General features: G+C 47.6%; 19 protein-coding genes. 17 read left to right on the forward strand and 2 right to left on the reverse strand.

The annotated features are described in order from the left end of the window. The first annotated feature begins 40 nt into the window (after positions 1-40). Positions 41-1,195, forward strand: coding sequence for a radical SAM family heme chaperone HemW (hemW, locus tag KNO94_RS06150; RefSeq protein ID WP_214778226.1), 1,155 nt, complete (start codon positions 41-43; stop codon positions 1,193-1,195). A 43-nt stretch (positions 1,196-1,238) separates the two neighbouring features. On the opposite strand, the gene KNO94_RS06155 is transcribed toward hemW, so the two are convergent. Then, positions 1,239-1,844 carry a DUF1054 domain-containing protein gene (locus tag KNO94_RS06155; protein ID WP_214778228.1) on the reverse strand — a complete coding sequence of 202 codons (606 nt, stop codon included), beginning with the start codon at positions 1,842-1,844 and terminating at the stop codon, positions 1,239-1,241. 192 nt (positions 1,845-2,036) lie between these two features. Between KNO94_RS06155 and hrcA the strand changes: the two genes are divergently transcribed. The 6 genes from hrcA to KNO94_RS06185 all read left to right on the forward strand — a co-directional run bounded on the left by hrcA (position 2,037) and on the right by KNO94_RS06185 (position 8,462). After that, entirely contained in the window at positions 2,037-3,059 is a 1,023-nt protein-coding gene (gene hrcA, locus KNO94_RS06160) for a heat-inducible transcriptional repressor HrcA (RefSeq protein WP_214778230.1), read from the forward strand. A gap of 17 nt (positions 3,060-3,076) precedes the next feature. Further along, entirely contained in the window at positions 3,077-3,664 is a 588-nt protein-coding gene (gene grpE / locus KNO94_RS06165; RefSeq protein ID WP_214778232.1) for a nucleotide exchange factor GrpE, read from the forward strand. A 29-nt stretch (positions 3,665-3,693) separates the two neighbouring features. Then, positions 3,694-5,520 carry a molecular chaperone DnaK gene (gene dnaK, locus KNO94_RS06170; RefSeq protein ID WP_214778234.1) on the forward strand — a complete coding sequence of 609 codons (1,827 nt, stop codon included), beginning with the start codon at positions 3,694-3,696 and terminating at the stop codon, positions 5,518-5,520. Between the two features lie 110 nt (positions 5,521-5,630). After that, the gene (gene dnaJ / locus KNO94_RS06175; protein ID WP_214741258.1) at positions 5,631-6,737 is read left to right on the forward strand and encodes a molecular chaperone DnaJ; all 1,107 of its coding nucleotides are present in this window, start codon (positions 5,631-5,633) and stop codon (positions 6,735-6,737) included. An 18-nt stretch (positions 6,738-6,755) separates the two neighbouring features. Further along, positions 6,756-7,694 (forward strand): 50S ribosomal protein L11 methyltransferase, encoded by a 939-nt coding sequence (gene prmA, locus KNO94_RS06180; RefSeq protein WP_214778236.1) that lies wholly within the window; start codon positions 6,756-6,758, stop codon positions 7,692-7,694. A gap of 3 nt (positions 7,695-7,697) precedes the next feature. Beyond that, entirely contained in the window at positions 7,698-8,462 is a 765-nt protein-coding gene (locus tag KNO94_RS06185) for a 16S rRNA (uracil(1498)-N(3))-methyltransferase (protein ID WP_214778238.1), read from the forward strand. A 32-nt stretch (positions 8,463-8,494) separates the two neighbouring features. Here KNO94_RS06185 and KNO94_RS06190 read toward each other — a convergent pair whose 3' ends face one another. Further along, positions 8,495-12,151: a S8 family serine peptidase gene (locus KNO94_RS06190; RefSeq protein ID WP_214778240.1), complete on the reverse strand. Its 3,657-nt coding sequence runs from the start codon at positions 12,149-12,151 to the stop codon at positions 8,495-8,497. Positions 12,152-12,474: 323 nt separating this feature from the next. Here KNO94_RS06190 and KNO94_RS06195 point away from each other — a divergent pair, with 323 nt between their 5' ends. The 10 genes from KNO94_RS06195 (at position 12,475) to floA (ending at position 19,741) form a co-directional block, all read left to right on the forward strand. Further along, complete coding sequence (locus tag KNO94_RS06195; RefSeq protein ID WP_251125840.1) at positions 12,475-13,083, forward strand: class I SAM-dependent methyltransferase; 609 nt, start codon at positions 12,475-12,477, stop codon at positions 13,081-13,083. Between the two features lie 16 nt (positions 13,084-13,099). Then, positions 13,100-13,567, forward strand: coding sequence for an S-ribosylhomocysteine lyase (locus KNO94_RS06200; protein ID WP_214778244.1), 468 nt, complete (start codon positions 13,100-13,102; stop codon positions 13,565-13,567). A gap of 1 nt (position 13,568) precedes the next feature. Next, entirely contained in the window at positions 13,569-14,507 is a 939-nt protein-coding gene (locus KNO94_RS06205) for a PLP-dependent cysteine synthase family protein (protein ID WP_214778246.1), read from the forward strand. After that, positions 14,473-15,630, forward strand: coding sequence for a bifunctional cystathionine gamma-lyase/homocysteine desulfhydrase (locus tag KNO94_RS06210; RefSeq protein WP_214778248.1), 1,158 nt, complete (start codon positions 14,473-14,475; stop codon positions 15,628-15,630). Before KNO94_RS06205 ends, KNO94_RS06210 begins: the two co-directional genes overlap by 35 nt. A gap of 107 nt (positions 15,631-15,737) precedes the next feature. Further along, a complete protein-coding gene (gene rarD, locus KNO94_RS06215; RefSeq protein WP_214778250.1) occupies positions 15,738-16,616 on the forward strand; it encodes an EamA family transporter RarD in 879 nt (292 codons plus the stop codon). Between the two features lie 79 nt (positions 16,617-16,695). Next, positions 16,696-17,361 carry a deoxyribose-phosphate aldolase gene (deoC, locus tag KNO94_RS06220; protein WP_214778252.1) on the forward strand — a complete coding sequence of 222 codons (666 nt, stop codon included), beginning with the start codon at positions 16,696-16,698 and terminating at the stop codon, positions 17,359-17,361. A gap of 74 nt (positions 17,362-17,435) precedes the next feature. Continuing rightward, positions 17,436-17,630 carry a 30S ribosomal protein S21 gene (gene rpsU / locus KNO94_RS06225; protein ID WP_029334745.1) on the forward strand — a complete coding sequence of 65 codons (195 nt, stop codon included), beginning with the start codon at positions 17,436-17,438 and terminating at the stop codon, positions 17,628-17,630. A 33-nt stretch (positions 17,631-17,663) separates the two neighbouring features. Further along, the gene (locus KNO94_RS06230) at positions 17,664-18,113 is read left to right on the forward strand and encodes a GatB/YqeY domain-containing protein (protein WP_214741241.1); all 450 of its coding nucleotides are present in this window, start codon (positions 17,664-17,666) and stop codon (positions 18,111-18,113) included. A 132-nt stretch (positions 18,114-18,245) separates the two neighbouring features. Beyond that, positions 18,246-18,758: an NfeD family protein gene (locus tag KNO94_RS06235; RefSeq protein WP_214778253.1), complete on the forward strand. Its 513-nt coding sequence runs from the start codon at positions 18,246-18,248 to the stop codon at positions 18,756-18,758. Beyond that, entirely contained in the window at positions 18,755-19,741 is a 987-nt protein-coding gene (floA, locus tag KNO94_RS06240; protein ID WP_214741237.1) for a flotillin-like protein FloA, read from the forward strand. The genes KNO94_RS06235 and floA overlap by 4 nt, the downstream gene beginning before the upstream one ends. Positions 19,742-19,745: the final 4 nt, after the last annotated feature.

A 19,745-nucleotide genomic window follows, 5' to 3' on the forward strand; every position in this document is an offset into this window, starting at 1 on the left:
AAGCGTTATAAATGGAAAGAGAAGAAAGGGGTGGCCGAAATTGGCTAAAGCCGTATATCTTCACATTCCATTTTGTGAACATATTTGTTATTACTGTGATTTCAACAAGGTGTTTCTAAAAAATCAACCTGTTGATGAATATTTAGATGCAATAGAACGAGAGATAGAGTTGACGCTCGAGGCGTTTCCGACTGATCGGATTGATACCATCTTTATCGGTGGTGGGACACCGACCGCGCTCAATGAGGAACAGATGGCGCGCCTGATGGAGATGGTCCGTCAACACCTTCTGCCACTAGCCTCAGACGACTTGGAGTATTCTGTCGAAGCGAACCCGAACTTTGTAAGTGCCGAAAAACTCGACACGATGAAAGCGGGTGGCGTCAACCGACTTAGTTTCGGTGTCCAGACGTTTGATGATGGTGGACTCGAGCGCATCGGACGAACGCATCGAGCGGATGATGTGTTCGAGACGGTGAACGAAGCGGCAAAACGCTTCGATAACATCTCGATTGACCTTATGTTCGGTCTTCCGGAACAAACGCTTGAACAAATTGATCGTGATTTAGAGTTGGCACTTCAATTACCGATTCAACATGTTTCCTCTTATTCGTTGATCCTCGAGCCGCATACCGTCTTTGCGATTCAAGATCGAAAAGGGAAGCTCCGTTTACCGGGGGAAGATGTCGAAGTCGAAATGTACTTGAAAGTGATGGAAACGCTTGAACGTCATGGTCTCAAACAATATGAAATCTCCAACTATGGCTTGCCTGGAAGAGAGAGCCGTCACAATCAAGTGTACTGGCGCAATGAAGAGTACTATGGATTTGGAGCCGGTGCGCACAGTTATTTGAACGGGACACGTCGTGCCAATATCGCTCCGATTCCTCACTATATTAAAGCAGAAGGCATCCCTGTGAAACGGGTGACGGAGCTTGAAGAAGTGGAAAAAATGGAAGAAGAGTTGTTCCTCGGACTACGTATGCGTGCCGGGGTCTCACTTCAAACATTTGAACAGAAATATGGGGCATCGCTCGATGAGGTGTTCGGTCACGTCATCGAAGAGTTGGTGAAAAAATCGTTGATTGAACGGACGGACACACATATCCGTTTAACGGCGTCCGGTTTGCCACTCGCCAATGAGGCCTTTGCCGCCTTTATTGGAGAAGCAAAACTCCAACATACCGAGTCATAAAAAATGGACAAATCCTTCACGAGGGATTTGTCCATTTTTTATGTTACAAAACGAGGTCGCGATAGAGCGGTGTGAGTCGACCAAATGTATCTTCTACTAATGCAAGAAATGCATCTTCGTTTTGAAGAATCGATGCATTGGCGGGAAGTTGTCGGCCAATCAAGAAATCAGCCTTTTTAACAGTACCGAATCGCTCAAGTAGCGATTGAATGTCTTCATTTGACGTATCTTCGACTAGGAACGCCTCTTTTTTCATATGGTCACCCGCGATATGGAAATCGGGGAATGTCGATTTCAAATCGATTTGTTGTAAATGTTTCGCGATGGCGTCCTTGTTTGGCATCTCATAAATGAACGCAAGCCAAATGAAGACACGATCGTCAAACAGCCCAACTTGTAAGTGTGGATGTTTTTTGTACCCTCGTTTGTCGTGGCAAATCGCCATCCATGTATCTTTCGGTGGGTTCACCGTACGTCGTGCGTGTTTCGCAACGTGAAGGTAAAGGGGGATTCCGACATCGGCCTCGAGCTTTGGCCCGACCTCGTCATATATCCGGTGGAAGAGCGGTTGAATATCCGAGCGGATGCCAGACATCCGTTCGTCGAGTCCGTCCTGCTTAAATACGTCAAATTGTTTTGTTGTAAACATTTCATCACCTCACGTTCTATCATAACGAAACGATTCTTCTTTTTCAGGTTTGCCGTTCGTAAAAAAGGTGAAAAAATCCGAGTGTATGAATTGACATATTGTGAGAACATGATAATATTTGAAGTGTGATTAGCACTCGTTAAATATGAGTGCTAATAAAGTGGGGTAATTTTTTCAGAGAGGAGTGATGTTGTGCTGACCGATCGACAATTGCTCATTCTTCGAGCCATTATTGACGATTACATTCAGACAGCCCAACCGGTCGGTTCACGTACGTTGTCAAAGCGAGATGACTTAACGTTTAGCTCGGCGACGATTCGGAACGATATGGCCGATTTAGAAGACATGGGGTTGATTGAGAAACCGCATACTTCCGCTGGTCGAATCCCATCCGAAATCGGATATCGATATTATGTGGACCATCTCGTCGAGAAACAAATCATTGACGAGCGGGAAACAGGTCGTCTAGAAGAGCGTTTAAAACAATCTTCTAAAGAGTCTGAAATCCTGATTCGCCAAGCTGCTGATCTCCTTTCTGATTTGACCAATTATACAACGGTCGCCCTCGGTCCAAACAGTCAAATGGAAACATTGGCACGTGTGGACTTTATGCCATTAGATGAGCGACGGGGTGTCGTTCTCATTGTCACAGATCAAGGTCATGTCGAACATCGAACCGTCATGTTTGAATCACGTGTCGCTCCTGACGTCATCGAGGAAACGATTCGATTGTTAAACGATCGACTTGTCGGAACATCGATTGGACAGCTAAAAGTTCGAATCGGAGAAGAAGTTGCTAAATTGCAGCTCGCGCAGCGACAGCAGTACGAGAATATGATGCAACTGATCCAATCGACGGTTGGGATTCAAACGCCATCCTCGCTTTATCTAGGAGGCAAGAAGAAAATCTTCAACCAACCCGAATTTCAGACGCTCGACACGCTACGTCCATTTCTAGAATGGATTGACGAACAGGAACGATTGACACATTGGCTCGAATCGTTGCCAAATCGAGAGATTTATGTGAGCATTGGGAGCGAGAACGGAATTGTCGCCCTTCAAAATTGTAGTGTCATCACTTCGGATTATACACTAGATGGAAAAACATTCGGAACGATTGCCATGATTGGTCCGACCCGGATGGATTATCGTCATGGTGTCCAAATGATGGGACAAATTATCGAAGCGTTGCGACGGACGAAATTAGATGAATGACGGAAAGGAGTTTTACTATGGCAGCAGATCATCAAAATGGGCATGAGCAAGAAGAAGTGCTTGAAGAAAAATCTGTAGATTCGGCACAGACAGAAGAGAACGAGTCAGTTGAATCAAATGAAGATGAGGTTTTAAATGCTGAGATTGTGGAAGAAAGTTCTGAGGGGACGGACTTACAAAAAGAAATCGAAGCGTTGAAAGCGAGCGAGCTCCGCATTCGTGCCGACTTTGACAACTTCCGTCGTCGGACGAACGAAGAAAACGCAAAACGTGTCAAGTTTGCTTCACAGTCTGTCATTGAAAAATTGATTCCGCTCATTGATAACTTTGAGCGTGCACTTCAAGTAAATGCAACTTCAGAAGATGCGAAGCAGATTCAATCGGGAGTGGACATGATTCATCGTCAACTGCTGGACGTATTAAATGCTGAGCAAGTCGAAGCAATTGAAGCAGTTGGACAACCGTTCGACCCGAACTTCCATCAAGCAGTCATGCAAGAACCGAGCGACGAGTTCGAGTCAGGCATTGTGACGATGGAGCTTCAAAAAGGTTACACGATGCATGGTCGAGTCATTCGCCCAAGCATGGTAAAAGTTGCAGAATAACACTACTTAACGAGACGGAGGAATAAACGATGGGTAAAATTATCGGTATTGACTTAGGGACTACAAACTCATGTGTGGCAGTAATGGAAGGTGGCGAAGCAGTCGTCATCTCAAACGCAGAAGGTAACCGTACGACTCCTTCGGTTGTCGCATTCAAAGGAGAAGAGCGTCAAGTCGGTGAGGTCGCGAAACGTCAGGCCATCACGAACCCGAACACGATCCAATCAATCAAACGTCACATGGGAACAGCGCATACAGTTGATGTAGACGGCAAGAAATTCACACCACAAGAAATCTCGGCAATCATTTTGCAGAAGTTGAAAAAGGATGCGGAAGACTACCTCGGTGAAACAGTCACGGAAGCTGTCATCACAGTTCCTGCATACTTCAACGATGCGGAGCGTCAAGCGACAAAAGATGCTGGTAAGATCGCTGGACTTGATGTTAAACGAATCATCAACGAGCCGACAGCTGCTGCACTCGCTTACGGATTAGATAAAGGTGAAGACCACACGATCTTAATCTATGACCTCGGTGGCGGTACGTTCGACGTGTCGATTCTTGAACTTGGTGATGGTGTATTCGAAGTTGTCGCTACAGCTGGTGACAACCGTCTCGGTGGAGATGACTTTGACCAAAAAATTATCGACTATCTCGTTGCGGAATTCAAAAAAGAGAACGGCATCGACCTCGGAAAAGACAAGATGGCACTTCAACGTTTGAAAGATGCTGCTGAAAAAGCGAAGAAAGACCTTTCAGGCGTTACAAGCGCACACATCAGCCTTCCGTTCATCACAGCAGGTGAAGCAGGTCCACTCCACTTGGAGATGACACTCACACGTGCGAAGTTTGAAGAATTGACGGCTGACCTTGTCGAGCGCACAATGGAACCGACGCGTCGTGCTTTGAAAGATGCAGGACTCACGCCGTCTGACCTCGATAAGATCATTCTTGTCGGTGGTTCGACTCGTATCCCTGCCGTTCAAAAAGCAATCCACGACTTCACGAAGAAAGAGCCATTCAAAGGGGTAAACCCGGATGAAGTTGTTGCACTCGGTGCAGCCATTCAAGGTGGAGTTCTTGCTGGGGACGTGAAAGACGTTGTTCTTCTCGACGTGACTCCGCTCTCTCTCGGTATCGAGACAATGGGTGGCGTGATGACGAAACTCATCGATCGCAACACGACAATCCCGACATCGAAATCACAAGTGTTCTCGACTGCTGCCGATAACCAGCCTGCTGTTGACATCCACGTCCTTCAAGGGGAACGTCCGATGGCGCCAGACAACAAGACGCTTGGTCGCTTCCAATTGACGGACATTCCACCAGCACCACGTGGTGTGCCACAAATCGAAGTTAAATTCGATATCGATGCAAACGGAATCGTTCACGTATCGGCGAAAGACCTCGGTACGAACAAAGAACAATCGATCACAATCCAATCTTCTTCAGGTATCGATGAGGCGGAAATCGAGCGCATGGTGAAAGAAGCCGAAGCGAACGCAGAAGCAGATAACAAACGTAAAGAAGAAGCGGAACTTCGCAACGAAACAGACCAACTCGTCTTCGCGACAGACAAGGCAATCAAGGACCTTGGTGAGCAAGTAGAAGAAGCGGACAAAGAAAAAGCAGAAGCTGCGAAAGAAAAAGCGAAAACTGCTCTGGAAGGTTCAGACCTTGAGGCAATCCGTACAGCCAAAGACGAATTGTCAGCTGTCGTTCAAGAGTTGACGCAAAAAGTATATGCTAAAATGGCTGAACAGCAAGGTGCTGAAGGCGCAGAACCACAAGCAGATGCGAAACAGGACGATGATGTCGTGGACGCAGAGTTTGAGGATCTTGACGACCGTAAATAAACAGCTGTTGTAAAGGAGAGCGCCAAAGCAGGTTTCTGCTTTGGCTCTTTCCATGTTAAGGTAGAATCGGTAAAATCGATACGAAGATCGAGAAGATAGGAGCGAGAATAGTGGCGAAACGAGATTATTATGAAGTGCTCGGGCTCGATAAGTCGGCCTCGGCACAAGACATCAAGCGGGCATATCGGAAATTGGCCCGTCAATATCACCCAGACATCAACCAAGAGGCAGATGCTGCCGACAAGTTCAAAGAGATTGGTGAAGCGTACGAAGTGCTTTCAGACGAACAGAAACGGGCCCAATATGACCGATTCGGTTTTGAAGGAGCGAACCAATTCGGAGGAGGAGGCGACTTCCAAGGCGGATTTGGTGATATCTTTGACATGTTCTTTGGAGGCGGTGGGCGCCGTCAGGACCCGAACGCACCGCGTCGCGGGGAAGATTATCAATATGTCGTCGACCTCGACTTCATGGAGAGTGTGACCGGAAAGACAGAGACCATCGAACTCGAAATCGAAGTCGAATGTGACACATGTATGGGTAGTGGTGCGAAACCTGGAACGAAGCCAGAAACGTGTAACCAATGTGGCGGCAGCGGCGTCGAGACGGTCGAACAGAACACGATTCTCGGTCGTATGGTCAACCAACGTCCATGTAGCAAGTGTCACGGAAGTGGTAAGACGATTAAAGAAAAATGCCCGACTTGCCATGGCTCAGGTCACGTGAAGAAGAAACAAACGGTCGAGGTCAAAATCCCAGCCGGTATCGATAACGGTCAACAGATTCGTCTCTCTGGCAAGGGTGGTCCAGGCGTGAACGGTGGACCAGCAGGGGACTTGTACGTCGTCGTTCGCGTCAGAGCACATGAGATCTTTGAACGTGTCGACCAACATATCGCAATGGATATGCCGATCACATTCGCCCAGGCTGCTCTCGGTGCGGAAATCGAAGTACCGACAGTTCACGGAAATGTGAGCTTGAAAGTGCCTGCGGGTACACAAACCGGTTCAAAATTCCGTTTACGCGGAAAAGGGATGCCGAGTGTGCGCGGAGGTGCAAATGGCGACCAGTATGTCAGTGTCATCGTGATGACGCCGAAGAACATGACTGACCGTCAAAAAGAATTGCTTCGTGAATTTGAAGAGATTAGCGGAGAGTCAGGTGTCGAAGAGGAGCATGGTATGTTCCAAAAAATGAAAAAGTTCTTTAGTCACTAAAAGGAGTGTGTACGAGCGATGAAATGGTCTGAAATTTGTGTCCACACGACACAACTTGCGGTAGAAGCCGTATCGAATTTATTACATGAAGTGGGGGCACAAGGTGTCGTCATCGAAGACGTCGAAGATTTCGACCGAATGATGGCAGAAGACCATTTCGGAGAGATTTGGGACGTTTCAGATCGCGAAACGTATCCAACCTCTGGAGTGCACGTCAAAGCCTATATCCCGGCTTCTGCAGATTTCCAGGATGTGCTGTCGAATCTGAAAAAAGAAATTGAGCGACTTCGCCAGATGCTTGATATCGGTTCAGGGGAAGTCGAGGTCGCGGAAATTGATGAAGAGGACTGGGCACATTCTTGGAAGCAGTACTACAAGCCGGTCAAAATCTCACAACAGCTCACCATCGTTCCGCTCTGGGAAGAGTACACACCGCAGCCGGAAGAGAACGTGATTTTGCTTGACCCAGGTATGGCGTTCGGTACTGGAACTCACCCGACGACGATGCTTTGCATTCAAGCGATTGAGAACTATATCCAGGCGGGTGATCACGTCATTGACGTCGGAACGGGATCTGGGGTCTTGTCGATTGCGGCAGCAAAACTTGGTGCGACAAGCGTGAAGGCGCTAGATTTGGATTCGGTCGCCGTTGAAGCAGCTCGTCAAAACGTGGAAACGAACGGAGTAGGCGAACTCGTTCAAGTCGACACGGGCGATCTTCTGAAAGGTGTGGAAGAAGAATATGAGTTGGTCGTGGCGAACATTCTCGCTGATGTCATTCTCCTCTTCATCGAAGATGCCTATGCTCGCACGAAATCAGGTGGACGCTTCATTACTTCCGGTATTATCGGAGAGAAGCGGGCTGAAGTGACGGATGCATTGGTCGCAGCTGGTTTCGAGATTGAAGAGACGCGTGTGATGGAAGACTGGGTTGCGATTATCGCGAAGAAGGGATAAGCCATGCAACGATACTTCCTGACACCAGAAGCGTTTAAAGGAGACACGGTTACACTTCCCTCTGATATAGTCCATCACATCGGGACAGTCTTACGACAAGGTCCCGGGTATGAAATGGTCTTATTGGACGGTACAGGTATTGAATATGCCTGTGAAGTGACATCGCTTGAGAAAAAAAGCGGAGAAGCAAAAGTCATGTCATCGCGCCAGTCGACGACGGAATTGCCAATCGAGGTCACTTTGGCGTACGCACTCCCGAAAGGGGACAAAGTCGAGCTCGTCGCCCAAAAAGCAACGGAGCTTGGCGTCCATCATCTGTTATTGTTCGAATCGACCCGCTCGATTGCCAAGTGGGACGGAAAAAAAGCTCCGAAAAAAGTGGAGCGGATTCAAAAGATTATGCAAGAAGCGGCTGAACAATCCTATCGTGCCGTGGTACCGACTTGCTCGTATATCTCTCCGAAAGAGCTCCATCAGAAAATGTATGCCTATGATGCCGTCATTATCGCGTATGAGGAGTCGGCAAAAGAAGGGGAACAGTCTGCATTCGCGAAACTGTTGAGTCAACTGAAGGCGAAACAGCGTCTTCTCGTCATCACGGGCCCGGAAGGTGGCTTCGATTCAACAGAAATCAGTCATTGGACTCAGGAGGGAGCGGTCGCTTGCGCGTTCGGACCACGTATCCTTCGGTCTGAGACCGCTCCACTCTATGCATTGTCTGCGATCTCGTTCGCACTTGAACTGAATGAACGACACGAAAACGGATGACCCCAATGAGGTCATCCGTTGTTTTGTGTCGTTTATTTTTTGTTGATTGTAATCACTTTCTTCGTCACGTTTCCAGCGAGGTCAGTCACTTCAAATGTGAATGTGTTTTTCCCTTTCGCTGTAACAGGAAGTGTGATGGTTCCTGTGCGTGAGAAGGCACGCATCGCATACGGTTCCTTCAACGTATGACTCCATTTCAAGTCCCCGTTGACACGAAGCTTGATCTCATCAAAGTTATCCGTCACCTTGACTTTCACGTTGACTGACTTCTGTTTAGACGATACGTTTTTCGGTACGTTCGTAACCGATAACGTGGCTTTCGTGGAGTCGACGAAAATCGGACGGACGAAGTTCGTCACGTTTCCAGCCGTGTCTTCTGCCATAAAACGAACTTTATGGAAGCCGTCTTTATATTTCCGTGTCGTATTAAACGTGTATTGGTCAGCGGTCGTGTCATATTTAAGTGGTACCTCGACTCCATCAACCATGAATGACGCAATCTCAGATGAATCTTTAATTTGTCCGATGATCGGCACGAGGGATGAACCGTATGGAGACAATGCTAAAGGTGCATCGACAAAAATCCCTGGTTTCGTCGCATCGTTTTCAGTAGAGACGTTTCGAGTGATCACGTTCCCGGCATTATCGGACACGCGAACTGAGAGCTGGTCCGTTGGTTCGAGCTGTGTATCGAGTGTGTAGTTCGCTGTATCGGATGCTTCTTTCTTCACAACTTCGCCGTTGATGAGGAATTCGATGCCGTTGATTCCAGCAAAGTCATCCGACGCTTTGACGCTTGCTACGTTGTCGTCCCAACGAAGCGTGAAGCGTGGGTCCGTATAATCTACTTTGACAGGGATGCGTAGCGATTGAGCTTGTTTCTTCATGTAGTCGATGCTTGCTTCGATTTCATAGTAATATGTGCCTTTTGGCGCCATCTTCCCATTCAATTTTCCATCCCAAGCATTATCCGCTGCGTAATAGTAGTAATCGCCACTTCCACCATCGAAGTAGTTCTTCGTCAATTCGTCTTCCATCTTGAGGGTGCGAAGGACGTTTCCTTTCGAGTCAACAATACGATATTTGATATCTTTTGCATTACGTAATAGCGAGAAGACCGGAGTCGCCGTGTCTTTTGACCCGTCTCCATCTGGTGAGATGGCAACCGCCTCACGAGCCACAGACTCATCTAGCTTTTCACCTAAGTAGTTACCCTCTGCATCGACCAATCCAGACACGCCGTAGAATGCACCTTCTCCATAAATGGTTTCGTCAAAGATCGGCGCCTTGCCCCAGTCTCCTTCGAAACCAACGAATGGAACGACGAGAGATGGGTGACCGTCTGTGCCGTTCGGGTCAGTCAAACGAAGGAACCCGTCGACGAAATAGCCGTTCTCAAAGACCGATTTGGCAGATACTGTGCCTTCTAACGTCTCTGGATTCAAGACTTTTGCTTTCGAAACATCGATTGAGACAGTGATTTCTTTTTTCTGTTTGGCTTTCAATGTGACTTTACTTGAATTCGATCCGTTGATTTTTACGATGGCTTGCTCGAGTGCTTGAGCTTCCATCGCGTTTTGAACGATTCCGTCTTTGTTTTTGACAGCGAGGTCCGTTTGTAACGATGCGGCCACATCATAAGTCAGCGATTCATTCGAGAGGTTCTCGACGACGACTGTGAACGATGCCTTACTCTTCGTCAATTCTTTTAACGCAACTTTCGCTTCTTTCGTTTTCTTCTCATATGCCACTGCCGGTGAAGTCACGGCTGCATGCAGTTGCATGAGTCCAGCTCCGGCACGACGTGGTGAGTAAGGGAGTGACTGTTGTAACTTTTGGTTATATGGTCCGATATCCGTGACAGGTTTCGATGTGTTGAGCATCAAGTTCTTCGCCATCGTAACGCGTGCCTTTCCACTTAATTTGAAGTCACGATCCACACGTTCTAAGACAAGGGCCGCCCCTCCGGCAACGTGTGGTGCTGCCATTGACGTTCCGCTCATCAACCCGTATTGGTTATCGTTAAACGTTGAGAAAATTTGTCCGCCTGGTGCCGAAAGCTCCGGTTTGAAATCAAGGTTCGGTGTGACGCCCCACGATGTGAAATCAGACATCGCCCCGGCAGACCGGTTGTTGACGCTGATTCGGTCACCGGCAAACGTTAATTGAAGAGGACCTTCAGCTAATTTGTCTTTCAGTTCATTTCCATCCTGAATGCTGAGTGAAGCCATCGGGATTTGAGGTTGATCGAGAGCCATCGAGACATAATCACCGTGTCCGACCGCACCACGTACGATGACACCTGCTGCACCTTGTGCTTCAGCTGTTTTTTGAATCTTCGAGTAGAAATATCCGCCGTCGCGAACAGCGAGGACGAGTTTTCCTTTCACGTCTTTTCCTTCATAATTCTCCGGTTGTCCGTCTCCGACATAAACGAGGTCATACGTTCCTTCCTTGAAGGCAGGGCCGTCTTGTTTCTTCCATCCAATCTTTTCATCCCCAACACGGAATGCGTCCAATTGAATTTGATCATTCTCTAGGGACGCGACCGATGTCGATGCTTGGCTGACACTCGGTGCCCCGACGACACCTGTATCTGGGTTTGAAGCAGTCGGTAAGTCGAATCCGTGACCAAAGTATGCGGAGTTCCCGGCAGAAATCGACATAAAGATTCCATTGTCGACGGCACGTTGAACAGCTTGTTGTTCTGGCGAATCGGCATCGACGAAGCCGGCTGTTGAGCCGAGACTCATGTTGATGACGTCGGCACCGAGTTTGATGGCATCATCGATTGCTTTGATGTAGATATCTCCATATGTAGAGGCATAGTTCGGATCGTTACTGAATACTTTTAATCCTAAAATTTGTGCTTCCGGTGCGACTCCTTTGATTCCACCGTTCTCCAAGTCACCGTTGGCGGCAACCGTTCCAGAAACGTGTTGTCCATGCATGGAAGCGCCAGGAGAATCGTCTTTGATGTCATCGTTCTCATCGTAGTAGTTATATGCGTATGGAACTTTTTCGTTCACATATTCACCCGGGAGACCGAATGCTGTGATGGCCTGGTTGACTTCTGATTTTGTCAATTCTGCTGTTTTTGCATCTGTAATACGGTAATCACGGTGGTTGGCATCAATCCCTGAATCGATGACTGCAACGACAGTACCTTCTCCAGCGAACCCGTAATCTCCCCACGTTTGTTCGGCTTGAACCATGCCATTACTCGTGATCATGTCCGGTTTGACTTCAGGGCGCTCGTACTCGTTGACGATGTGAACAGTCGCCACTTCAGGAAGTGCTTCGACCTTCGCGATTTCACTCGTTGATAGGAAAGTTGAGAAACCGTTAAAGACGGTCGTGAATTCTTCAATCGGTGTAGCGGTCACGCCTTGTTTCTTTAAGGCTGATTTAGCACGTTTTTGCTCTGATTGAACAGATTGTTGTGCCTTATTTTGTTCCGATTTTGTCAATTCGTTAAATTTCTTTCCTTTTTGAGCGGCTTCAGCAATTGCAGGATCACCGACGAGCTCGACAACAACGCGAACTTTTTTCTGTTTCTTCTCTAGAACCAGTTTCGGTTTAACAGAAGCTTCTGCTGAAACAGAGGTTGTTCCAGCTTGAATCAGTGCAGGTGACAAGGCGATACATGTGGCGAGTGAAGCGTTTAAATAGATTTTTTTTCGTGACAACGTATAGACCCCCTAAAATTTGTTAGTACCTGTAAAATTTAAAGCATAAACTCACATTGAGAACTATCATATCGTTAATCAGATGAAAAAGAGTGGGTTTATTTGTAAAACAGGTAAGTGTTTTTGCACAAATTTTAATGTTCTGACAATTACTAAAGACCTAACACATAAGACCTATACCCAACTAGATATAATGCGAGAATCTAGCGAATGACTTGAAATGAATAAAAAAACCTGTTAATGTAACGTTAAAGTTAAATACCAATAAAACATATCAAATTAGTAAGAATTAAGATTGGGGTAGCGATATGAACTTACCATTCATGGATATCTTTAAGGATTGGGCAAAGGATTATGATACGACGGTCGAGGGGCATGATGAGCAATATCACGAAGTGTTCATCGGATATGAGCAAATGCTCGATGAGGTTGCCCTATATGTCGAAGGGACGGTACTTGAGTTTGGTGTCGGAACAGGAAACTTGAGTAGTCGAATTATAAAGGGGCATCCGCTGATTGCGATTGAACCTTCGCCGGAAATGCGACAGATTGCTGTTGAGAAACTAGAGATTGATGTGCTCGAAGGCGATTTCCTCTCTTATCCGAATTTATCAAATGTGGATACGATCGTATCGTCATATGCGTTTCACCACTTGACAGATTCTGAAAAGGCCACAGCGATCGGTCAATATGTCGAAGACTGGGAACATCCGAAGTTCGTGTTGCTTGATACGATGTTTGAGTCACCAGCAGCTCGTCAGGACATCATTGATTGGGCGACGACGAAGGGGTACTCGGACCTCGTCGAAGACTTAAATCGTGAATACTATCCATATACGTCAACGATTCGTTCCATGTTAGAAGCGAACGGATACAACGTGACGATGACGCAGAAAAACAAGTTTGTCTGGCTCGTAATAGCCACTAAATAACGAGGAGGAATTACTCATGAAAACATATAATGTTGAAAGCTTTAACTTGGATCATACGAAAGTACAGGCGCCATTTGTTCGTCTCGCTGGTGTGAAAGAAGGGACGGCTGACACGATTTATAAATACGATATTCGTTTCATTCAACCGAACGAAGGACTCATGCCGATGCGCGCGGTTCATTCACTTGAACATTTGATTGCCGAGAACAGTCGTGATCATTCTGAAGACATCGTCGACATCTCGCCGATGGGCTGCCAGACAGGCTTCTATTGGACGATGCTCAATGATGGGAACTACGAACGAATGCTTGACCTCGTGGAAGCGACGCTGCGTGATGCGATGAACGCTGAAGAACTACCGGCGCAAAACCCTGTTCAATGTGGGAATGCGAATCATCATGATTTTGAAGGAGCTAAGAAATTAGCTGCTGACATGCTCGCGAAACGTGACGAGTGGCATATCGTCTTCAAGGACGAAGCGTAAGATGATTGTCCGTGACGTCTATGAACTCATCGGGGACACACCGCTCATTGAACTTCAATCGCTTCCTGTACCAGCGAATGTCAAAGTGTACGGGAAGCTCGAGATGATGAATCCGGGTGGAAGTGTCAAAGACCGACTCGGGATGAACTTAATTGAACGGGCGATCGAGCGTGGCGATATCGCTTCAGGTGGTACGGTCATTGAGCCGACAGCCGGGAACACAGGAATTGGGCTTGCACTCGCTTGTCAGCGATATGACATCCGTCTCATCACTGTGACCCCGGAAAAGTTCAGTCAAGAGAAGCAGGCGTTGATGCGACTGCTTGGAGCGACCGTCGTCAACACGCCGACCGAACTCGGCATGAAGGGCGCAATCGCACATGCCATTGAGTTGGCTAAAGAACATGACGCCTATGTCCCAGAACAGTTCTCGAATCCCGACAACCCGGATGCTTACGTCGACATCCTCTCCCATGAGTTGTTGAAAGATGTGCCACAAATTGACGTATTTGTAGCGGGAGCGGGGTCAGGTGGAACATTCACCGGTGTCGCCAAATCATTAAAGCCACTTGGAACGAAAACTGTCGTCGTGGAGCCGGTCGGTTCCATTTTGAATGGCGGTGAACCAGGACCACATAAAACAGAAGGAATCGGCGTTGAAAAATGGCCACCCTTTTTGGAGAGGGCTTACGTCGATGCGATTCATACCATTACAGATGAGGAAGCCTTCTACTACGTGGCACATTTAGCGAAACAGGAAGGTTTGCTCATCGGTAGTTCTTCAGGCGCTGCCATTGCAGCATGTGTAAAAGAAGCGAATCAATTGACGGAAGGCACGATTGTCACCATCTTGCCTGATAGTGCAGAACGATATTTAAGTCAAGGAATTGTCAAGGAGGCAGAACATGCGTACAAAGACAGCACTCATTCACGGCGGTAAAACGACGGACCCGTTGACAGGGGCCGTCACGCCACCGATTTATCAAACGAGCACGTATAAGCAAGACGGGATTGGCAACTTGCGAGAAGGGTACGAGTACTCACGATCAGCAAACCCGACTCGGACGGCATTAGAGACATTGATTGCCGATATCGAAGGCGGCGTACAAGGTTTTGCATTCGGATCTGGGATGGCAGCCATCTCGACGGTGCTTATGTTATTGAAATCTGGAGATCACGTCATCGTCGGGTCTGATGTATATGGAGGAACGTACCGTGTATTCAATCGAGTATTTCAGTCACGAGGCTTGGAAGCAACTTTTGTCGATACATCCGATGAAGCAGCGGTTCGGAATGCGCTTCAAGCGAACACGAAGATGATTTATGTCGAGACGCCGACCAATCCGCTTTTAAACGTGACGGACATTCGGGCGATGCGTACGATTGCCGACGAGGCAGATGTGTTACTCGTTGTGGACAATACGTTTATGACCCCTTACTTCCAAAATCCGATCGATCTCGGAGCAGACTACGTCCTTCACAGTGCCACGAAGTACTTAGGTGGACATAGTGACGTCGTAGCGGGACTTGTTGTCGCACGTACGGAAGAGCAGGGTGAGGCGTTAGCGTTCCTTCAAAACTCTGTTGGCGCAGTCCTTGGACCACAAGACAGCTTCCTTGTTGTACGGGGAATCAAGACGCTAGCTGTTCGGATGGAAGAGATTGAATCGAATGCACGTGCACTGGTCGAATTCCTTCAGTCGAACGAGTCTGTATCACGAGTGCTCCACCCAAGTGTATCGAGTGAGGAAGCGAAGCGGATTCATTTATCGCAGGCACGTGGATTCGGTGGGATGATCGCATTTGATGTCGGTTCAGCGGAAGCGGCAGAAATGATGGTCGCGAAGACGAAATACTTCACGCTCGCAGAAAGTTTAGGAGCGGTCGAGAGTTTGATCAGTGTCCCGGCACGCATGACACATGCCTCGATTCCAGCTGAACGCAGAGCAGAACTTGGCATCACCGATGGGCTCGTCCGTATTTCGGTCGGACTTGAGGACATTGATGACTTGATCGAAGACTTGGCACAATCATTAACAGCAATTGAACAAGTGAAACAGTAAACGGTCAGGGCGCGATTTCGCGCCTTTTTTTCATGAGACAAAAGTCTTGTATCGGGAGTCTTTTATCGACTAAACTGTCTTTAACTTGTAAGAGAGCGGGTGAACGTGTGAATAAGGGAGTATGGACGACAATCGGGGCCTACGTCATGTGGGGCGTCCTTCCGATTTATTGGAAATTTTTACAAGAGGTGCCGAGTGGTCAAATCTTGGCGCATCGAATCGTTTGGTCCTTTTTATTTATTTTGCTCGTCCTAAGATGGACAAATCAGTGGAAAGAATTCGGTTACGCTCTTCGACACCGTGCTACGCGAAACGCGTTCATGTTAAACGGGTTCATTGTCAGTACAAACTGGTTTGTCTACATATGGGCTGTCAATCACGGCTATATTATTGAAGCGTCTCTCGGGTACTACATCAATCCCCTTGTCAGTATGGTGTTAGGGGTGCTTGTCTTTCGGGAATCATTAAATCGAGTCCAATGGATGGCCGTTGGGATCGCGTCAATCGGCGTCCTCGTCTTGACGTTAGGGTACGGCACGTTCCCGTGGATTTCATTCATTTTAGCGAGTACGTTCGGGTTTTATGGCATGGTGAAGAAGCGCCGTCCTCTTGCTTCAACGGTCAGCCTAGGAATCGAAACGCTAGCAGTGGTCCCGGTGGCATTGCTCTTCCTCGGAAATCAAGTTGTCACCGACAATATTGCGTATAACATGTCGCCTGTCATTTGGATCGCCCTTCTTGGAACGGGTGTGGTCACGGCGTTACCTCTTCTCCTGTTCGGATACGGGGCACAACATATCCCGTTCACGCTTGTCGGGTTTCTTCAATTCATCGCACCGACGCTTAGCTTGATCATCGGGGTTGTCATGTACCATGAACCGTTCACGGCATATCATGTCTTTGCCTTCACCTGCATTTGGCTCGCTATTTTCTTCTTTAGTTGGAACAGTTGGGTCGTCGCCCGTAAACGTCGACAGTTGATTTGAATTTGAAAGCTGTTACATCTCGAAAAAACATGGTAATATGTTAGATGTCAGACTTATTTGTCAGAGGAGGAAATGAATAATGGAATTAGCCCGTTATATCGACCACACAGCTTTAAAAGCTGAAACAACAAAAGATCAAGTTACAACACTTTGTGCAGAAGCGCTCGAATATAAATTCGCAAGCGTTTGTGTCAACCCGACATGGGTCAAGTATGCTGCAGAACAACTCAAGTCAGATGATGATGTTAAAGTATGTACAGTCATCGGTTTCCCACTTGGAGCAAACACGCCTGAAGTAAAAGCGTTCGAAACAAAAGATGCGATTGCTAATGGTGCAGATGAAGTAGACATGGTCATCAACATCGCAGCACTCAAAGATGGCGACTACGACCTCGTAGAGCGTGACATCCGTGCGGTTGTCGAAGCGGCAAACGGTACACTCGTCAAAGTCATCTTTGAAACATGCATGCTTACAAAAGAAGAAATCAAAAAAGCTGCCGAACTTTCAGTGAAAGTTGGAGCAGACTTCGTCAAAACATCGACTGGTTTCTCGACAGGTGGCGCAACAGTAGAAGACATTCGCCTCATGCGCGAGACGGTCGGACCTGACATCGGCGTAAAAGCTTCAGGAGGTGTCCGTGACTTCGAAGGTGCGAAAGCGATGATCGATGCTGGTGCGACACGTATCGGGGCATCAGCTGGTATCGCAATCGTCACTGGCGGTCGTTCAGACAGCGACTATTAATAAGTGGTTGACCACACGACTTAATTTCACTATAATATGATATGACGTGTGAAACACGTTTCCTTAGTCGTGTAATTCGGAGGGAGGGAAAACTAGTGGAAACTCGTGTCCGTAAAAACGAATCGCTTGAAGACGCTCTTCGTCGTTTCAAACGCGGTGTTTCGAAAGATGGCACACTTGCCGAAGTTCGTAAACGTCGTCACTACGAAAAGCCAAGCGTAAAACGTAAATTGAAATCAGAAGCTGCGCGTAAGCGTAAGAAATTCTGATTCCAGTTTCATTTGTAGAGAGGGTGTTGGCTCATGAGTCTTCAAGAACGCTTGACGGACGACATGAAGCAAGCCATGCGCGCGAAACAAAAAGATCGTCTCACGACGATCCGAATGGTCAAAGCGTCGCTCCAAAATGAGGCTATCAAACTAGGTCGTCAAGATCTTACCGAGGAAGAGGAACTCACGGTGCTCAACCGAGAGATGAAACAGCGCAGAGACTCCCTCCGAGAATTCGAAAGCGCTGGTCGTGAAGACCTTTCTTCCAAAGTAGCAGAAGAAATTGTCGTCCTAGAAGCCTATATGCCTGAACAACTTTCAGAAGATGAAGTGACTGCCATCGTCCAAGCGGCTATTGCCCAGACGAACGCAGCCGCTCCATCAGATATGGGTAAGGTAATGGGCGTCGTCATGCCGCAAGTCAAAGGCAAGGCAGACGGTGGTCTTGTGAACCGAATCGTCAAACAACAATTGACGAATTGATGAGAAAGTAGAAACTTTTCGGGAGACCGAAAGTTTCTACTTTTTTTGCGTATTCTGAAACCACATTCATTCTCGTTTCGTATACACTAGAGATAGGAGATAGCTTTGAATTTGGAAGGGGGTAGCAAGACGATGACATTTGGTCTCGGAGTGATTCTGACAGTCTTTTTTGTCGGAGTCGTCCTTCTTGGAATTGAAGTGTTCGTAGCAGGGTTTGGATTGTTCGGTTTGCTCGGGATTGGTGCAGTCGTTGCCAGTTTGATTATGGCAGGTGCGACAATCGGGCAGTTATGGCTCTCGCTTGGTTTGGCGGCTGCCGTCCTCACAGGTCTCGGATTTTGGGCGTATCGCCGTTTGAGTACGAATCGACCGCTCATTTATAAAGGGCTGATTTTGACGGACTCGACATCGACTGAAAAAGGTTACTTGTCCCACGAGGATCGAAAACAGCTTCTTGGGAAGGTAGGTGTCACCTTGACACCACTTCGCCCGGCCGGAACTGCCGAAATCGATGGTGAACGTCTCGACGTCGTGACAGAAGGTGGCTATCTCGATCAGCATACAAAAATTCAGGTATATAAAGTGGATTCAGGACGGATTGTTGTTCGAACCTTTATAGAACCGAAGGAGGATGTAACAGAATGACACCAGAAATATTGACAACGTTACTCATTACAGGTGGAGGATTAATTGCCCTTGCTGTGTTCTTCACGTTTGTACCGGTCGGACTATGGATCAGTTCGTTTGCGGCAGGAGTCCATGTATCCATCTTCACATTAATCGGGATGCGCCTTCGTCGCGTCATTCCTTCAAAAATTGTGAACCCGTTGATCAAAGCGGTCAAAGCAGGAATTGAGTTAAATACGAACCAATTAGAAAGTCACTTCTTGGCGGGTGGTAACGTAGACCGCGTCGTGAATGCATTGATTGCGGCTCACCGTGCGAATATTGAGTTGTCGTTCGAACGTGCCGCTGCCATCGACTTGGCTGGTCGTAACGTACTCGAGGCCGTACAAATGTCTGTTAACCCGAAAGTCATTGAGACGCCATTCATCGCAGGTGTGGCAATGGACGGGATTGAAGTGAAAGCGAAAGCTCGGATCACGGTTCGTGCAAACATTGATCGCCTCGTCGGTGGTGCGGGGGAAGAAACGATTATCGCCCGTGTCGGGGAAGGGGTCGTTTCAACGATTGGTTCACAAAACAATCATAAGCACGTGTTAGAAAATCCTGATATGATTTCACGTACTGTCCTTACAAAAGGGTTAGATTCAGGAACAGCATTTGAGATTCTTTCGATCGATATTGCCGACATCGATATCGGTAAGAACATCGGTGCGGTCCTTCAAACAGACCAAGCAGAAGCGGATAAGAAAATCGCCCAAGCGAAGGCGGAAGAGCGCCGTGCGATGGCGATTGCCCGCGAACAAGAAATGAAATCTTCTGTAGAAGAAATGCGTGCAAAAGTAGTCGGAGCCGAAGCCGAAGTTCCGCTCGCGATGGCAGAAGCGTTGCGAAACGGAAAACTTGGTGTCATGGATTACGTGAATTATTTGAACGTACAAGCAGATACCGAGATGAGAAAAGCAATCGGGGCACCTGTTGATTCTGATTCAGATAGTGAGTGATTGA

The sequence above is a fragment of the Exiguobacterium sp. s22 genome, from assembly GCF_018617455.1.
In the GTDB taxonomy this organism is placed as follows: Bacteria; Bacillota; Bacilli; order Exiguobacteriales; family Exiguobacteriaceae; genus Exiguobacterium.